16 protein-coding genes and 1 tRNA gene are annotated in these 16,357 nt (G+C 66.3%); 8 read left to right on the top strand and 9 right to left on the bottom strand.

The window, feature by feature from the left end; translation table 11 throughout:
- The first annotated feature begins 71 nt into the window (after positions 1 to 71).
- The 4 genes from ACN2C8_RS15435 to ACN2C8_RS15420 are packed head-to-tail and all read left to right on the top strand — an operon-like array spanning position 72 to position 4,212.
- On the top strand, positions 72 to 710 hold the full coding sequence (locus ACN2C8_RS15435; RefSeq protein ID WP_419252909.1) for a sulfotransferase family 2 domain-containing protein: 639 nt from the start codon (positions 72 to 74) through the stop codon (positions 708 to 710).
- Entirely contained in the window at positions 707 to 1,336 is a 630-nt protein-coding gene (locus tag ACN2C8_RS15430; RefSeq protein WP_419252908.1) for an aspartyl/asparaginyl beta-hydroxylase domain-containing protein, read from the top strand. The genes ACN2C8_RS15435 and ACN2C8_RS15430 overlap by 4 nt, the downstream gene beginning before the upstream one ends.
- 8 nt (positions 1,337 to 1,344) lie before the next feature.
- Positions 1,345 to 3,264: a sulfotransferase gene (locus tag ACN2C8_RS15425; protein ID WP_419252907.1), complete on the top strand. Its 1,920-nt coding sequence runs from the start codon at positions 1,345 to 1,347 to the stop codon at positions 3,262 to 3,264.
- Between the two features lie 3 nt (positions 3,265 to 3,267).
- Complete coding sequence (locus tag ACN2C8_RS15420) at positions 3,268 to 4,212, top strand: aspartyl/asparaginyl beta-hydroxylase domain-containing protein (protein ID WP_419252906.1); 945 nt, start codon at positions 3,268 to 3,270, stop codon at positions 4,210 to 4,212.
- Between the two features lie 197 nt (positions 4,213 to 4,409).
- Here ACN2C8_RS15420 and ACN2C8_RS15415 read toward each other — a convergent pair whose 3' ends face one another.
- Positions 4,410 to 4,991, bottom strand: a complete 582-nt coding sequence (locus ACN2C8_RS15415; protein WP_419252905.1) for an HD domain-containing protein — start codon at positions 4,989 to 4,991, stop codon at positions 4,410 to 4,412.
- A gap of 231 nt (positions 4,992 to 5,222) precedes the next feature.
- Here ACN2C8_RS15415 and ACN2C8_RS15410 point away from each other — a divergent pair, with 231 nt between their 5' ends.
- Positions 5,223 to 5,942 carry a UTRA domain-containing protein gene (locus tag ACN2C8_RS15410; protein ID WP_419252904.1) on the top strand — a complete coding sequence of 240 codons (720 nt, stop codon included), beginning with the start codon at positions 5,223 to 5,225 and terminating at the stop codon, positions 5,940 to 5,942.
- Between the two features lie 366 nt (positions 5,943 to 6,308).
- Here the strand turns inward: ACN2C8_RS15410 and ACN2C8_RS15405 are convergent.
- The 5 genes from ACN2C8_RS15405 to ACN2C8_RS15385 all read right to left on the bottom strand — a co-directional run bounded on the left by ACN2C8_RS15405 (position 6,309) and on the right by ACN2C8_RS15385 (position 9,717).
- Positions 6,309 to 6,398: transfer RNA gene (locus ACN2C8_RS15405), tRNA-Ser, on the bottom strand.
- A 106-nt stretch (positions 6,399 to 6,504) separates the two neighbouring features.
- On the bottom strand, positions 6,505 to 6,924 hold the full coding sequence (locus ACN2C8_RS15400) for a PaaI family thioesterase (RefSeq protein WP_419252903.1): 420 nt from the start codon (positions 6,922 to 6,924) through the stop codon (positions 6,505 to 6,507).
- A 66-nt stretch (positions 6,925 to 6,990) separates the two neighbouring features.
- The gene (locus tag ACN2C8_RS15395) at positions 6,991 to 7,836 is read right to left on the bottom strand and encodes an MBL fold metallo-hydrolase (protein ID WP_419252902.1); all 846 of its coding nucleotides are present in this window, start codon (positions 7,834 to 7,836) and stop codon (positions 6,991 to 6,993) included.
- 113 nt (positions 7,837 to 7,949) lie between these two features.
- Positions 7,950 to 8,639: a hypothetical protein gene (locus ACN2C8_RS15390; protein ID WP_419252901.1), complete on the bottom strand. Its 690-nt coding sequence runs from the start codon at positions 8,637 to 8,639 to the stop codon at positions 7,950 to 7,952.
- A 94-nt stretch (positions 8,640 to 8,733) separates the two neighbouring features.
- A complete protein-coding gene (locus tag ACN2C8_RS15385) occupies positions 8,734 to 9,717 on the bottom strand; it encodes an RluA family pseudouridine synthase (RefSeq protein ID WP_419255891.1) in 984 nt (327 codons plus the stop codon).
- Positions 9,718 to 9,853: 136 nt separating this feature from the next.
- Between ACN2C8_RS15385 and ACN2C8_RS15380 the strand changes: the two genes are divergently transcribed.
- The gene (locus ACN2C8_RS15380) at positions 9,854 to 12,202 is read left to right on the top strand and encodes a TonB-dependent receptor (protein WP_419252900.1); all 2,349 of its coding nucleotides are present in this window, start codon (positions 9,854 to 9,856) and stop codon (positions 12,200 to 12,202) included.
- A gap of 54 nt (positions 12,203 to 12,256) precedes the next feature.
- Here ACN2C8_RS15380 and ACN2C8_RS15375 read toward each other — a convergent pair whose 3' ends face one another.
- Entirely contained in the window at positions 12,257 to 12,565 is a 309-nt protein-coding gene (locus ACN2C8_RS15375; protein WP_419252899.1) for a ferritin family protein, read from the bottom strand.
- Positions 12,566 to 12,642: 77 nt separating this feature from the next.
- Here ACN2C8_RS15375 and ACN2C8_RS15370 point away from each other — a divergent pair, with 77 nt between their 5' ends.
- The gene (locus tag ACN2C8_RS15370; protein ID WP_419252898.1) at positions 12,643 to 14,349 is read left to right on the top strand and encodes an alkaline phosphatase D family protein; all 1,707 of its coding nucleotides are present in this window, start codon (positions 12,643 to 12,645) and stop codon (positions 14,347 to 14,349) included.
- A gap of 3 nt (positions 14,350 to 14,352) precedes the next feature.
- Here ACN2C8_RS15370 and ACN2C8_RS15365 read toward each other — a convergent pair whose 3' ends face one another.
- Positions 14,353 to 14,979, bottom strand: a complete 627-nt coding sequence (locus ACN2C8_RS15365) for a LysE family translocator (protein WP_419252897.1) — start codon at positions 14,977 to 14,979, stop codon at positions 14,353 to 14,355.
- Positions 14,976 to 15,386 carry a phosphoribosyl-AMP cyclohydrolase gene (hisI, locus tag ACN2C8_RS15360; protein WP_419252896.1) on the bottom strand — a complete coding sequence of 137 codons (411 nt, stop codon included), beginning with the start codon at positions 15,384 to 15,386 and terminating at the stop codon, positions 14,976 to 14,978. Before hisI ends, ACN2C8_RS15365 begins: the two co-directional genes overlap by 4 nt.
- 57 nt (positions 15,387 to 15,443) lie before the next feature.
- Between hisI and ACN2C8_RS15355 the strand changes: the two genes are divergently transcribed.
- Positions 15,444 to 16,328, top strand: coding sequence for a DUF817 domain-containing protein (locus tag ACN2C8_RS15355; RefSeq protein WP_419252895.1), 885 nt, complete (start codon positions 15,444 to 15,446; stop codon positions 16,326 to 16,328).
- Positions 16,329 to 16,357 lie beyond the last annotated feature (29 nt).

Below are 16,357 nucleotides of genomic sequence, written 5' to 3'. Positions count from 1 at the left end.
CACCGCTTGTTTTAGACTTTGCGCCCCACCTTCATCAGAGGTGGGGCGCTTTTTCTGGGTGTCCCTGCAACATGATTGTTTCCCACAGCCATCGCTTCATCTTCGCAGCCGTGCCCAAGACCGGGACCCATGCCGTGCGACAGGCCCTGCGCGAGCACTTGAGCGACGGCGACCTGGAGCAGGTCGGGTTGTTCGTCGACAAGCGCTTCCCTTGGCAGGATCTGGCGGCGATCCGGCATGGCCACCTGTCTCTGCAGCAGGTGCGCCCCTATCTCGGCGAGGAGGCCTTCAGCGGCTATTTCAAGTTCGCCTTCGTGCGCAATCCGTTCGATCGCTTCGTCTCGTACTGCGCCTTCATGCTGCGGGGCGGCGACGTCTTTGAGCAGCAACCGCAGGCGGTCATGCGTCACTTTCTTTTCGAGAAGCCGCCGGAACACCATATCCTGTTCCAGCCACAGGCCTCGCTTCTGCTGGGCGAGGACGGCAAGACCCTGATGGCCGACCACATCGGCCACGTCGAGGATATGCAGGGGTCGTATGATACGATCTGCGCGCGCATCGGCATTCCCTCCCGCCCTCTGGACCGCGTCAACGGCAGCCGTCACGGCGACTATCGTCACTATTACGATCAGGACCTGATCGACGGCGTCGCCGCCCGCTACGCCCAGGATCTGGACCTGTTCGGCTACAGCTTCGAAGACGTGCGATGAACGCGCCCCCTTTTGCGCCTGCCGCCAACCCGCGCAAGACGACCGGCGTCCGCAAGCTCGGGCCAGTGGACATCGCCGCGCTGCAGGCGGCCGCTCTGGCGATTCCCGAGGACCTCTGGGCCGCAGAGAACGCCAGCAAGCCCAACAGATTTGAGGTGCTGGACGCGACCTCCCACATCGTTTTCCGGTTTATCGACAGTCCCCGTGACTGGCGCAGCTCGCACGATCGCGCGGCCTGGCCGCAATGGCGCGGATTGCTGGAGCCGGTGCTGGCTCAGGCCGTCGGCGACTATGGCTATGCGCGCGGAGTGTTTCCGCGGGTGATGTTGGCAAGGATGCGGCCGGGCGGGGTGATCCACCCCCATATCGACGCCAACCCCGCCGCCAAGTGGCCGCACAAGATCCATGTGCCGCTGTCGACCAATCCGCAGGTGGTGTCCTTCTTCGGCGGCGGCGAACACCATTTCCCGCCGGGCGAGGCGGTGGAGGTCAACAACCTCGGCCCGCACTGGGTGCGCAACGACGGTGATACCGACCGCGTCCATCTGATCTTCGAGTACTACGACGCCGACCAGCCGGAACCCAGCTGGCTGGAGCCGTTCCTGCTGGCCGGCGTCGCGCGGTGACGCCCTCGGTGAGCTCCAGCCCTGGATCTCGGGATCGCTACGCCCTGTTGCAGGACGCCAGGGATCTGCGGTCGGGCCAACGCATCGCGGAAGCCCTGGCCAGCCTCGCGCGGCTCCAGGACCTGCATCCAGGGTTCAGCCGCCTGTATCAGGAGCGCGGCCACTGCCATGTTGTGCTTGGCGATGCGCCGGCCGCCATCGAGGCGCTGCGGGAGGCGGTGCGCCTCAACCCGACTCTGCCGGCCAGCTGGGACATGCTGGAACAGCTCTACCGCATGGTGGGCGATGCGGCCCAGGCGGCCACGGCCGCGCAGCATCTGGCGATGCTGAGGCAGCTTCCGCCGGCGGTGGTGGCGGCGAGCAGCCTGCTCGCCGATGGCGACCTGTCCTCGGCCGAGGAGGTCATCCGTGACTATCTTTACACGGATGGTGGAAACGTTGGCGCCCTTCGCTTGCTGGCGCATATCTTTACGGCGCGCGGGGCGCCTGGCGAGGCCGAGGCGTTGTTGAAGTCGGTGCTTGAGCGCGCCCCGGACTATCACGCGGCCCGCCTCGACTACGCCATGGTGCTCTTGCAGCAGCAAAAGCCCCTGCAGGCGCGGCGGGAGGCTGAGCACCTGCTCGAACACGACCCTGACAATCGCGAGTATCTCAAGCAGTACGGCGCGGCCTGCATCGCCCTGGGCGACCATGAGCCGCTGATCGATCTCTATGAGCGACTGCTGGACAACCAAGCCTTGTTGGGGGCGGAAGTCGCAGATCTGCGCCTTTGGCGGGCGAACGCCCTGAAGGTCACGGGCAGGCAACAGGACGCCATTGCGGACTATCGCGCCGCCCTGGCGGCGCGGCCAGACTACGGCGTGGCCTGGTTCAGCCTGGCCAACCTCAAGACCTACCGCTTCACCGACGATGACATCGCGCGCATGCGCGCTGCGCAGTCCCGGCCTGGCGTCCAGGACATGGACCGCGTCTATCTCAGCTTCGCGCTGGGCAAGGCGCTGGAGGACCGGGCGGACTACCCAGCCTCCTGGCAATGTTACGAGCGCGGCAATGCGATCCGCGCGGTCTCCAGCCGATATCGCCCCGAGGTCGCGGAATCCTGCGTCCTGCGACTGAAACAGGTCTTCACCGCCGAAGTCTTTGCCGCGCGCGCGGGCTGGGGTCTGGCCGATCCAGCGCCGATCTTTATCGTGGGGTTGCCGCGTTCGGGGTCAACCTTGATCGAGCAGATCCTGGCCTCCCATTCCCAGGTGGAAGGCACGCAGGAACTGACAGAAATCGACCGCTATGCTGGCGAGATCTGCGGCCGCGATCCTGATTGCGGCTTGCCGCTGGATCCCGAGGCCCTGCTGCGCCTGACCCCGCAGGACGTCCGGGCGCTCGGCGAGCGCTTCCTGGCCGAAACCCGCACCTATCGCAGGCTGGGGAAGGCCTTCTTCGTCGACAAGATGCCCAACAATTTCTGGCACATCGGCCTGATCCATCTCATCCTGCCGCGCTCGACGATCATCGATGTGCGCCGCGAGCCCATGGCGTGCTGCTTCAGCAACCTCAAGCAGCTGTTTGGGACCACCAACCAGGAATTCACCTACGGCATGGAGCATCTCGCCCGTCACTATCGCACCTATCTCGACCTCATGAGGCACTGGGGCGAGGTGCTGCCGGGGCGGGTGCTGAAGGTGTCCTACGAGGATGTGGTCGAGGATCTTGAAGACAGCGTGCAGCGCATGCTGGAGGGTTGCAGGCTGCCGTTTGAGCCGGCCTGCCTGACTTTCCACGAGACCCAGCGCAGCGTGCGCACGCCCAGCTCAGAGCAGGTTCGCCAGCCCATCGGCCGTGACGGCCTCGCGCAATGGCGGCCCTACGAGCCATGGCTAGCGCCTTTGCGGGACGGACTGGGTGACGCGCTCGCCGGCTACAGGGCCTGACCCATGCGACTTTCCCGCCCCTTCTTCCACCTCCCCCTGCTCTTCGATGTCGGGCGTTTGCAGGCTGAGGTCGCGGCTTTGCCAGACGAGGCCTGGACGTCACACCCGGACCGCTTGCCCGGCAACAGTGCGGCGCGGTTGATCAGCGCGGGCGGGGCTGAGACCGACTCCGTTCATGGGCAGATGCTGCCAACCCGCTGGCTTGAGGCCATGCCCTATACAACCCAGGCCCTGGCGGCCTTTGGCGTGGTCTGGAGCCGCTCGCGGCTCATGCGCCTAGCCCCGGGGGCGGCTGTGCCCGAGCACGCCGACATCAACTACCACTGGCATACGCGGGTGCGGCTGCACATTCCGGTCTTCACCCAGCCGGAGGTCGCCTTTCACTGCGACGGGCAATCTGTGCACATGGCCGCTGGCGAAGCCTGGATCTTCGATAACTGGCGCCCGCACCATGTCGAAAACAGGTCCGGCGCCGAGCGTATCCATCTCGTCGCGGATACCAGCGGCACAGCAGCGTTCTGGCAGTTCGTCCGTGGACAGGCGCCGCCGCGCGCGCAATGGCGGACGGTCGCCTGGGACCCGGGGATGCGTCCCACATTGCTGACCGAGGGTGACCAGCGCACGCCGGTGATGCCTGCCGCCGAAGTGCAGCTGCTGGTCGACGATCTGCGCGCGGAACTGGCGCTCGCTGCCGACACCGCCGAGGCCAGGGACCGGGCGGCGCGGTTCAGCATGCTGCTGGAGGACTTTGTGTCCGACTGGCGCCAGCTCTGCGCCTTGCATGGCGCCAGAGGACGGGGGCGGTCGGACTTCCTGCGCCTGGCTCGCGCCGTGCACGAGGCCGTCAGGCCGCTCGCCGCCGGTCTGGTCATGCGCACCAATAACGCCAGCGCGCTGCTGGTGCTTGAGAAGCGCGTCTTGCAGCATCTGGTCTCAGACGAGGTTTAGACCTCATACCAAGCGCCGCTGAGCTCGACTCCTCGCGCTCTATGTTCTCGTCACCCCGGGAACAAGTCCCGGGGTGACAGCGTATTTTCAGATTTGGACCCTCTGAGGTCAGGATCAACGGCCGTTGGTATCAGCGCGCAGACACAGCCCGCAGCGCACGAGAAGCGGCTTGTCGCGGCCCGGGCGGCGCTTCGCGATCAGACTGAAATTTCGCCCGCGCGATCGATCTGATCTCGAAGATGGTCGTGATAGGTCTCAAAGCCGGCCACCTCGGCGTCCGGGGCCTTGCCCGCTTCGTCATAGCCGCGCAGTCGCAGGGCGGCTTGCGCTGCCGGCTCGGCCAGGAACGCCTCGATCTCGGCCCTGCTCATCGGGCCGCCCTGCAGAGCCAGACTCTGCAGGGACGCCTTGCTGAGGCGCGCGAAATAGGCGGGATCCACGGCCACCCGGTAGCGCTTAGCCGCCACGTGAAGGCGGATCGGCTCTGTCACCGCCGGGCCGAACGCCCGCGCCAGATAGCCGGCGCTGATATGCTCGTGGCGCGTATCGATGCCAAGGTCTGCTGCGCCCTCGCCGGCCTTCTGCATCAGGTGGCCCACGTCGTGCAGCAGGGCGGCGACGATCATGGCGGGCGGCGCGTTGTCGATCTTGGCATGATGCGCCGTCTGCAGCGCGTGCTCCAGCTGGCTGACGTCTTCCCCATAGCGCAGGCCGCCCAGGCGGGCGAAGAGATCGGCGAGTTCGGCCACGAAAGCATCGGCCGCTGGACGGGTCGTCATCATCTATCCGTGGTGCTGACAGGATCGGAAGTGCGCAAGCGTGCTGGCAGGAGCCGCCTCCCGGTGTCGAGATTGGTATATACCAAAATCGGCATAGGCTTGGCAAAGCTTTCGTGAAGCCGTGATCCTTTCGAGAATGGGCGTCAGGGGCTTGATCCCGTTTCTTGACCTTGACGGAGCGGGCTCCCATCCTTGGGACTGGCGGGATTCGACCGCTGACAGGTCTTTCCGATGCATCAGTCCGACACCCTCCATTATCTTGGAGTCCGCGACGGCATCGCCGTGCGGATCGTCAGTGGCGAACTGAAGGCTGGCGAACGGCTGCCGTCAGAGCGCCAGTTGCAGGTCGGTGGCGGCGTGGCGCGGGGCACTGTTCGCGAGGCCCTGTTTCAGCTTGAGGCCGAGGGGCTGATCTATCGAAAGGACCGCAGCGGCTGGTACGTTTCCCCGCCCCCGGTGGTCTACGATCCGACCCGCTGGGAGGGCTTCATGTCCTATGTCGAGGCGCAAGGCCGACGGCCGGCCACCGAGACGCTCAGCAAGGTCGAGATCGCCTGCGACGCCATGCTGGCGCAGATCTTTTCACGCCCTGTTGGCGCGCCGATGTACTGGATCCGCCGCCGGCGCTCGATCGATGACCGGGCTGTGCTGATCGAGAGTATCGTCGTCGACGCCTCGCTGGCGCCAGGTCTCATGGAGCACGATCTCGACGGCTCGCTGACCAGCGTTCTGAAGTCGGTCTACGGCATCGGCGTCGCGCGCAACAAGGTCGACATGCGGCCCTGCGCCCTGACGCTGGGGGAAGCCGAAGCCCTGCGGGTCAAATCGGGCCTGCCTGGTCTCAGCGTGGAGCGCACCTGCTACAATGCGCAGGGACGCGTGGTCGAGTTCGACCGAGAGCACTGGCGACATGACGCCCTCAAGATCAGCGTCGATATCCGCGTGCGTTGACCTTGCTCACTCCTCGTTGGACACGTGCGGAGGCTTTCCCTGTGCGCCCCGCGCAGGCGTCGAAACATCCTTGGATTGGTCTAGACCATCTGTGTCGCGGGGCTTCCCCAGGTTCCTTTCCCCGACGGGGGCTGGAACCAACCCATCCGCCAGCCTTGACCCCAAGATCCCTGCCGCGCGGCACGGCGGCTAAGGAAATTGCGCGGGCGACTCCAAGCGTTTCCGCCAGGATCCAGCCGCAGTTGTCCAAGCCTGCAGGCGCCAGCCACCACTCTCCATGCGCAATCGCAATCGCCCAATCGACGTCATGAGGCTTGTAGGCGCTAGCGCCAGGGCGGCGGAAATTTCAGGAAATTCACAGGGTAGTGGCGGAGAGGGTGGGATTCGAACCCACGGTGCCCTTCCAGGCACGCCGCATTTCGAGTGCGGTACATTCGACCACTCTGCCACCTCTCCAGGCGCCGTTGGTGAGCCCTTTTTGAGAGGGCCCGAGGTCGAGGGCGCGATACCTAGCGGTGTCGTCGCGGGAACGCAAGTCCCTGTCTCAGGCTTTCTCTCGCGGTCACGTCCTGGGGTGCAAAACCATCTGGGTGCAGCGGAAAAGCGCGATGGTCTTGCCCGTCGCTTCGGCGGTGACGACCGCGTCCCAGACCTGGGTCTGGCGACCGCCGTGGACCAGCTTGGCCTCGCACAGAACACCACCTTCGCGAACCGTGCCCAGGAAGTTTGATTTCAGTTCAATCGTCGTGAAGCCGTTGGCTCCGTCAGGCAGCGACACCACACAACCATAGCCGCAGGCGCTGTCGGCCAGGGCGATGACGCTGGCGGCGTGCAGGAAGCCGTTGGGGGCCATGTGATGCTTGGCCACGGTGAAACGGCCTTTCACAAAGCCGCTGTGCGCTTCCAGCCATTCCAGGCCCAGCAGATCGGGGAGATGGCCGGCCTGGGCCTGGGTCAGGGTCGCGCTGAAATCTTCGGCCATCAGGGGCTCCATATGTTTCGTGTGCGAAGCATATGGCTATAGATGCGGCTGTAGGCAAGTCCGTTTCTAAAAAGAACTGATATCTGTCGGCGGGAAGCGGCGGCCGTCTGCGCCCTCAAGCGGCAGCTTGCCGGAGCGGATCGCCACGCGCAGGGCCTGGGCGGGATAGGGCGCTGGCGCCAAGGCCGCGTCGGCGGCGCCGCGCAGGGCCGTGAAGGCGGCCATGTCGATGCCGTCCTGCAGCTGGACATTGTCGGCCCGCTGCTGGGCCACGGTGGTTGCGGCCCGGCCGGCGGCGTCTTCCCAGCCCGCCAGTAGGCGGGTGTCGTCTGGCAGCGAGAGAAAACGGCGAGCGGCGGCGTACAGACCCTCGGCGTCGGCGCCGGGCAGGTCGCAGCGGCCCGAGCCCAGGTCCGGGGCCAGCACGGCGTCGCCGGTGAAGACCACGTCGCCGATCTGATAGGCCACGGCGCCGGGCAGGCGACCGGTGACGGTGTGGGCGGTGATTTCCAGCCCGCCCATCGGCATAACTTCGCCGTCCTGGGCCAGTTTGTCGAAGTCCCAGCCTTCGAGGTCGACGCCGTCCTCGCCCATGGCCGGCGCAAGGCGCTTGAGGCTGTCGATCACCCCGGCTCCGATACAGATCGAGGCGCCGGTTTCATATTTCAGATGGCCGGCCGCCGACAGGTGCGTGGCGTGCAGGCCGGTTTCGAGGATCCAGGTCGGACCCATGTCGCGGGCGCGGATTTCCGCGATGATCCCATCGACAAAGCGGGTGTCGGTAGCCTGCGTCTCCGGATCGAAATCCAGAACGGGATCGACGATCGCGCACAGCAATGTGGCTGGATCTACGACAAGATAGGTCACCGTCCCCGTGGCGGGGTGATGGTGGGCGATGATTTCCGGCTGCATGCGAACGCCTGATAGATCCCGATAGGGAACCATGGCGCTAAGCTATTAAGCATCCGCGAACGACGGGCGTTCGCAAGAAGATCGTTTCGGTCGGCCCTGGCCGGGTGAACCGCTCAACGCGATCCATCGGGCGCGCAGGGACTCACCTGGCCCCGCATCTGGGTTGCCCAAATCGGCTCTATATAACGATCTCCGGCGCGAAACGCCGGCGCGCAGCCATCGGGCGGGCTGCGGCGGTCGCCGCCGACGGCCAGGGAAACGGCCAGAGACTGCTGCTTTCCGCCGCGGCCCCAATAGCCTGGCCGGCCCAGACCGACGCTGCCGCCGTTCCAGCCGCCCCGGTCGTAGCCGCCATAGCCATAGTCGTCATAGGGATGGAAAACGGCGTTGTTGCCGTGATCGGTCTGGGAATAGGCCAGGCCCAGGGTCGAGGTTTCACCGATCGGGATCAGGGTCGAGACATAGGCGCTGCGATAGCCGCCGGTGCCCACGGTGACGCCGGCCGAGCCGTGGATCTTGCGCCGGGTCTCTTCGTCGCTCCGCCCAAGCCCGACCAGGCCGTCGCGGCCTTCGAGAGCCGGGGAGGTCGCCAGGAACTCGGCGATCTGCTCGTCGGTGGTGAGGATGCGGGGCGGGGGCGCGCTGACGGCGGGCGCGTTCTGGGCCTCTGCCGCTGTTCTGGCGTCGAGCCGGTGGGCGGCGGTCGAGACGACTTCGTCCTCGCCGACGACCGTCTGGGCCAGGGCGGGTCCGGCGATGGCCAGGCTGGCCAGCAGAACGAGCAGGGGTCGCATCGAGGTCATGAGGCCTTCCGGAAAGCGGCGGTCTGTAGGCTGTAGGCCGCTCCGTCAGCGGAATTAGGGCGCGTTTGTAACGCGACCGCAAGAGACGGTTGTTTCAGAGCGCCCTGAGTCCGGCCTCCAGCGCCGCCATGTCGGCGGGCAGGGCGGTCTCGAAGCGCAGGGTCTCGCCGGTGATCGGATGCACAAATCCCAGTACGGCGGCGTGCAGGGCCTGGCGCTGGAAACCGATCTCTTCGATCACGGCCTTCACGCCGGCTGCGGGCGGCCCGCCGCCATAGACCGGGTCGCCAAGACAGGGCGCGACCTTGCTGGCCAGGTGGACGCGGATCTGGTGGGTGCGGCCGGTCTCCAGCCGACAGGCCACGCGCGCCGCCACCGGCTTGTCGGCGGGGCCAAAGGCTTCCTCGACGCGATAGTGGGTGATGGCCTCGCGGCCGCCGCTCTTGAGGATCGCCATTTTCTTGCGGTCGTGCGGCGAGCGGCCCAGCTGGGTCTGGATGGTGCCCTGGGCCGGATAGGGCGCGCCGCGGGTCAGGGCGATATAGAGACGATCGATGTCGTGGGTGGAAAACAGCGCCGACAGGCCCTGGTGGGCGGCGTCGGTCTTGGCCGCGACCATGACGCCAGAGGTTTCCTTGTCCAGCCGATGGACAATGCCGGGCCGCGCGACCCCGCCGACGCCCGACAGGCTGCCGCGGCAATGGTGCAGCAGGGCGTGGACAAGGGTGCCGGTATAGTTCCCGGGGGCCGGGTGGGCGGCCATGCCGGCCGGCTTGTCGACGACAATCAGGTGGGCGTCCTCGTAGAGGACGCTCAATGGAATGTCCTCGGGCGAGGGTTCGGCGGCGATCGGGGCGGGGATCAGCAGTTGATACAGGCCAGGGCGGGCCTTTTGCGAGCCGTCGGTCACCGCCCGGCCTTCCAGGCTGAGCCGGCCGTCGGCGATCAGGGCCTGCAGGCGCGCGCGCGACAGGCTCTCGAAGCGCGTCGCCAGAATCTTGTCCAGGCGTTCCCCAGCGTCATCCGCCGTGAGCGTAACCTCAAGCCGGGCCTCGGTTTGTGGCGCCTGAGCCTCTATCTCGATGTCGTCTGTATCGTCGTCCAGCGGGCTCAAGGGTGTTTCATCGCTCCGTCGCAATCTCGTCGCGCGTCCGACACGAGCGGCGCCTATCCGCCGGGAACTTAGTCCAGCTTACCGTCGAAGGGGATAATCGATGCGCGCGATCCACACCACCTTGCTGATGTCCGCCACCAGTGTTCTGGCGCTCAGCGTCGCTTCCATGGCCATCGCCGCCGACGTCGATGCGCCGGCTGACGCCGCTCAGGTCGAGCAGGTCGTCGTCACCGCCCAAAAGCGCGAACAGAAGGCCATGGATGTGCCGGTCTCGCTGACCGCCTATTCGGGCTCGACGCTTGAGATGCTGGGCGTCCAGGAGTTTGAGGAGCTGTCGCTGTTCGTTCCCGGCTTCGAGGTCCAGAACCAGTCGCCCAACAATCCCGGCTTCGTGATGCGCGGCATCACGTCCGACTCCGGCGAGGCCACCAATGAGCCGCGCGTTTCGGTCTATCAGGACGGCGTCTCGATCTCGAAGTCGCGCGGCTCCTATGTCGAGCTGTTCGACCTGGAGCGCGTCGAAGTGGCCAAGGGTCCGCAATCGACCCTCTATGGTCGCGGCGCGCTGATCGGCGCGGTCAACATCATCCAGGCCAAGGCCCGTCCGGGCTATGCCGCCTCCGCGCGTTTCGAGGGCGGCAACTTCGGCTACCTGATGGCCGAGGGCATGTTCAACGCTCCGGTCACCGACACCCTGTCGATCCGCGTCGCCGGCCGCATCAAGCACCGCGACGGCTATGTGAAGAACCTGCTGGTCGGCGAGGACTTCAACTCCACCCAGACCACGGCGGTGCGCGTTGCGCTGAACTGGCGCCCGACCGAGCGTTTCGACGCCGACCTGCTGGTCAACTATCAGTCCGACAGCCCGTCGGGCACCTCGTTCAAGTCGCTGACCTATCTGCCGACCGACCCGACCACGGGCGCGGTGCTGGGTGATCTGGATCGCAATTCCGGCGCCGCCCTGGCCACCGTGGCCGGCTTCGAGAACGACCAGAAGCTGGGTCTTGAGCGCGACGTGTTCAGCGTCACCGGCCTGGCCAACTACAAGATCAATGACGCCCTCTCGCTGGCCTCGACGACCGCCTTCCGTCGCTTTGCGGGCGAAGAGATCTTTGACGCCGACGGCTTCTCGCTGCCGCTGTTCACCTTCGCCGAAGACGCCCAGGGCAAGTCGGCCAGCCAGGACCTGCGCCTGAACTATGACGCCGATGGCGCGATCACGGCCTTTGGCGGGCTCAGCTATTTCTGGGAAGACGGCAGCCAGCGCGTGCCGCTGCTGTTCAACGAGCGGGTGTTTGCCGCCCGCGCCAGCGCGATCCCGGGCTTTGTGCGTCCCAATGTCGCCGGTCTGGCCTTCATCAATTCGATCCCGGGCTTTGGGCCGCTCAAGAGCCAGCACCTGGAAACCTTCACCAACTACGGCAAGACCAAGTCGTATGACGCCTATGGCGATGTGACCTGGAAGGCGACCGACAAGCTCGAACTGGCGGCCGGCCTGCGCTACACCTATGACGACAAGGAAAGCGGCTACGGCGTCGTCCTGGGCAATGGCGGCTCGGTCCTGGGCGGCAGCTCGCCGACCACGTCGCGCGGCCTGTTCGTGCAGCCCACCACCGGCGGGCAGCCGCAATACAAGAGCTTCACCGACAACGGCATCACCTACCGCGTCGTCGGCCGCTACGCCGTCACGCCTGACGCCAATGTCTACGCCTCGGTGGCCACCGGCCGTCGTCCCAAGGTCGTTCAGGGCGGCAACACCGTTCCCGGCGCTGCGGCGCGGTTCACCGAGATCCCGGCCGAAGAAGTCATCTCCTACGAGATTGGCTCCAAGGTCGCCCTCATGGATCGTCGCCTGACCCTGGAGGGCGCGGTCTATCGCTATGACTACGAGAACTTCCAGACCTCGATCCGTCTGCCGTCCGGCCAGGTCGTTTCCACCAATGCGGGGGAGGCCTCGGCCACCGGTTTTGAAGGTCAGACGACCTTCCAGGTCACGGCCAACGCCACCGTGTTCGGCACCTACGCGCACAGCAAGGCCCGCTTCGGCAACGGTCTGTTCAAGGATAACCGTTTCCGCCTGTCGCCGGACGACAGCTTCTCGCTGGGCGCCAACCTGGCCTTCGACGCGCCGATCGGCCGCTTCACGATCACCCCGACCTACACGTGGCAGTCGGAGGTGTTCTTCGACAACGCCAACGACCGGGCCGCGCTGCAGACCACGGGCGACGTGATCCAGGATGAGAAGCAGAAGGCCTATGGCCTGATGAACCTGCGCATCGGCTATCAGCCCAGCAAGGACAGCGCCATCAAGATCGAGGCGTTCGCGACCAACCTGCTCGAGCAGGACTATATCAAGGACGCCGGCAACACCGGCGACGCCTTCGGCATCCCCACCTTCATCGCCGGCGAGCCGCGCTTTGTGGGCGTGGCGCTGTCGATCAAGCGCTAGAAAGTGATATCCGCTCTGCCTGGCCTTGGCCGGGCAGAGCGGAATTCCTGGTACCTATTTCCCGACCGCCTCTTCCTCGTGGCCGGCGATCGAGCCGTCCTTGAACAGGTACTTGCGCAGCTGTTCGTCGGTCTCGGGATCGTCTCGCCGCAGCCATTCCAGCACCATGGCGGCGTGTTCCAGTTCCTCGCGCGCGTTATGCAGCAGGATCTTCTTCAGCTCGACGTCGTCGCAGTCATCTGCGCGCTGGCGATACCAGTCCACCGCTTCGAACTCCTCGATCAGCGAGGTGATGGCGTAGTGGCGGTTGAGGGTCTTGCGGCTGAGTTTTTCGCGGGGGACGTGAAGGCCTTCACTCGACATGCGTCATCTTCCTGTTGTGCTGTGGCGCTAACGCACGAGACGCCCAAGCGGCGCCGTGGACCCAGGAAAGAAATCCCATGAAGATCGATCGTCGCAGGGCTCTCGCCTTTCTCGGCCTGGGTGGCGCCGCCGGCGCTGGGAGCGCCGTTTCTGCGCAGGGGCTGAACCTTCACACGGGCGCGGTGGCGTTCGAACACGGCGTCGCCAGCGGCGATCCTGATCAGACCAGCGCCATCTTCTGGACCCGCGTCACGCCCAAGGCCGCGACCGACCGCGATGTGCTGGCGACTTTGGAAGTGGCGGCGGATCCGGCCTTCAAGACCATCGTCCGCACCGGCAAAGGCCTGCGCGCCAGGGCCAGCCGCGACTGGACGCTCAAGCATGATCTGGACGGCCAGGGCCTGAAGCCGGGAACCGACTACTGGTATCGCTTTGTGGCCAATGGCGTGACCTCGCCGGTGGGCCGCACCCGCACCCTGCCGGCCGGGCCGACCAAGGATGTGGTCCTGGCCGTGGCCTCGTGCTCGCTCTATTCCAACGGCTATTTCAACGCCTATGATGCGATCGCCAAGCTGCCGCGCGTCGACGCCGTGCTGCACCTGGGCGACTATATCTACGAGTATGGCGGCGCGCCTACCGACTACGGTATGAACTCGCCGGTCGCGGCCCAGCGGATGCCCGATCCGCTGCATGAGATCGTCACCCTGGACGATTATCGCCGCCGTCACGCCCGCTACAAGTCCGACCCTCACCTGCAGGCCGCCCATGCGCGCGCGCCGTGGATCGTGGTCTGGGACGACCACGAGACCGCCAATGACAGCTGGCAGGGCGGGGCCCAGAACCATGATTCTGACAAGGGTGAGGGCGACTGGGCCGCGCGCAAGGCCGCCGCCCTGAAGGCCTATTACGAGTGGATGCCGATCCGCGAGCCGGCCGCCGGCGCCCTGCCGGAAGCCAGCTGGCGCGGGTTCCAGTTCGGCGACGTGGCCACCCTGCTGATGACCGAAACACGCCTGGCCGCCAGGACCGAGGCGCTGGACTACGCCACCAACCTGCCGATCGTGGACGGCAAGCCCGACGTGGCCGCCTTTACGGCCAAGTGGAAAAATCCCGACCACCGCTTGCTGGGCCAGGCTCAGGCCCAATGGCTGGCCGGGCAGGTCAACGCCTCGGTCAAGGCCGGCAGCGCCTGGCAGGTGCTGGGCAATCAGATCGTCATGGCCCGCGTCGCCGGTCCCAATCTGAAGACCCTGCTGGGCGACAAATTTGAGCCCATGCTGGCCAAGCTGCCCGAATATGTTCGGGGTCGCATCCTGCAGGGCGTGGCCCTGTCGGCCCTGGGCCTGCCCTACAATCTCGACGCCTGGGACGGCTATCCCGCCGATCGCGAGCGCCTGTACGACCTGTTCAAGAGCGCGGGCGCCCATCCGATCGTGCTGTCGGGTGACAGCCATTCGTTCTGGGCCAATGAGCTGTTCGATGAGGCAGGCGCCAAGCGGGTGGCCGTCGAGTTCGGGGCCACCGGGATCACCTCGCCGGGCTATGGCGATATCCTGCCCGGCGTACCGCTGGGCCAGGCCTTCGCGGCGCGCAATACCGAGGTCAAGTTTGCCGATCCGGGGGCCAAGGGCTTTGTTCTGCTGACCCTGGAACATGGCAAGGCGACCAGCGAGATGATCGCCGTCTCGACGATCCATGAGCCGGCCTACACGACCCGGGTGCTCAAGCGCTTCGTGGTCACGCCCACCCAGGGCGGCGGCGTCGAGGCCCTGGCCGAAGGCTAGGGCCTAGCGCCGCTCAAACGCCAGGCGCAGGCCAAACGCGATGAAGACGCCGCCGGTGATCCGGTCCAACCCCCGGATCACCGAGGCCTCGCGCAGCAGGCCGGCCAGGGGCGCGGTGGCGGCGATCAGCAGTCCGGCCCACAGCAGGCCCATGACCACGTGCAGCCCCGCCAGCAGTACGCCGAAGGTGGCGGGGTTTGCCCCGGTCGGCACGAACTGCGGCAGGAACGAGATGTAGAACACCCCGACCTTGGGATTGAGCAGGTTGGTCAGCAGGCCCCGCCGCAGCGAGGCCATGGCGCCGCCGCCGGTGGGGGCCACGGCACCGGGTTCAAAGCTGTCGCGGGGCTTGATCAGCATCTTGCTGCCAACCCATACCAGATAGGCCGCGCCGGCCCATTTCAGGGCGGTGTAGGCAAGCTCTGAGGCGGTCAGCAGGGCCCCGGCCCCGCAGGCGGCCGCCACGCCCCAGACCAGACAGCCCATCCCGATGCCCAGCGCCGCCGCGAAGGCCCGGCGCGGACCCTCGGTGGCGGCGGTGCGCAGCACCAGGGCAGTGTCGAGCCCCGGGGTGATGGTCAGCAGAAAGGCGGCGAAGCTGAAGGCCAGCAGAGCCTGGAGCGCGGTCATGTGACCGTGTCCTCGCGCTCGACCAGCCGGCCGTCTTCCATCACCCGATAGAAGCACGAGCGGAAGCCGACGTGGCAGGCGCCGCCATCGCCCTGCGGCCGCACCTTGATCAGCACGGCGTCCTGGTCGCAGTCGACCCGCAGCTCGCTGACGATCTGCAGCTGGCCGCTGGTCTCGCCCTTTTTCCAGAGCTCGCTGCGCGAGCGGCTGAAATAGTGGGCGATCCCGGTGTCGACGGTCAGTTTCAGGGCTTCGTCGTTCATCCAGGCCAGCATCAGGATCTCGCCGGTGTCAGCGTGCTGGGCGATGGCGACCACCAGGCCGTCGGCGTTGAAACGCGGGGCCAGCTGATCGCCCCGTTCCAGGGCGTGCTTGTCATGGGCGTGTGGGAAGAGAGGCGCGGTCATGCGCCCCATATGGCGCCGACGGGCCCCACTGGGCTAGCCTCGCGCGACGGAGAATCGATGAACCTCAAGGATCGCATCAAGGCGCAGGTCGCGGCGCTCGACGTTCGGGCCCGGCCCTGGGCCCGGCGGTCGCGCTGGCATGGCTATGCCTATGAGTTCCTGCTGTTTGGGCTCAAGCAGGCCTGGGCCTGCCTGTTCGGCGGCCTGATGCTGGCCCTGCTGGTGGGCACCTTCCTGTTTTGGCCCAGGGATGCGGGCCTGGCCCGCTATGATTTCCTGGTGCTCGCCTCGCTGGCCATCCAGGCCTCGTTGCTGGCCCTGAAGCTGGAGCGCTGGGACGAGGCGCTGGTGATCTTCATCTTCCACCTGGTCGGCACGGTGATGGAGATCTTCAAGACTGCCCACGGCTCGTGGATCTATCCCGAGCCCAGCCTGCTGCGGATCGGCGGCGTGCCGCTGTTCACCGGCTTCATGTACGCCTGCGTCGGCAGCTATATCGCCCGGATCTGGCGACAGTTCGACATCACCTTCATCCGCTATCCGCCGTTCTGGAGCACCTGGATCCTGGCGGGCCTGGCCTATCTGAACTTCTTTACCCACCACTACGGGCCCGATATCCGCATCGGGCTGTTCGCCCTGTCGGCGGTGCTGTTCGGGCGGTCGTGGTTCGTCTTCACCCCCGACCAGACGGCGCGCCGTATGCCGATGATCGTGGGCCTGCTGCTGGTGTCGCTGTTCATCTGGATCGCCGAGAACCTCGGCACGGCCGCAGGCGCGTGGATCTATCCCAGCCAGAAGGATGGCTGGACGATGGTCGGGATCGAGAAGATCGGCGCCTGGTACCTGCTGATGCTGATCAGCTTCGTGCTGGTCTCGCTGGTGCACCGGCCCGTAGACGCCTGCGTGGCGCGGATCCGCGAGGGAATCAAGGCGGCGGCTTGAGACGGCTAGGTCCTCCCCCTGAAGGGGAG

The organism is Caulobacter sp. ErkDOM-C, from assembly GCF_048541825.1.
Taxonomy (GTDB): domain Bacteria; phylum Pseudomonadota; class Alphaproteobacteria; order Caulobacterales; family Caulobacteraceae; genus Caulobacter.
The sequence above is the reverse complement of the archived record's forward strand: the minus strand, read 5'-3'. Positions and strand labels throughout refer to the sequence as shown.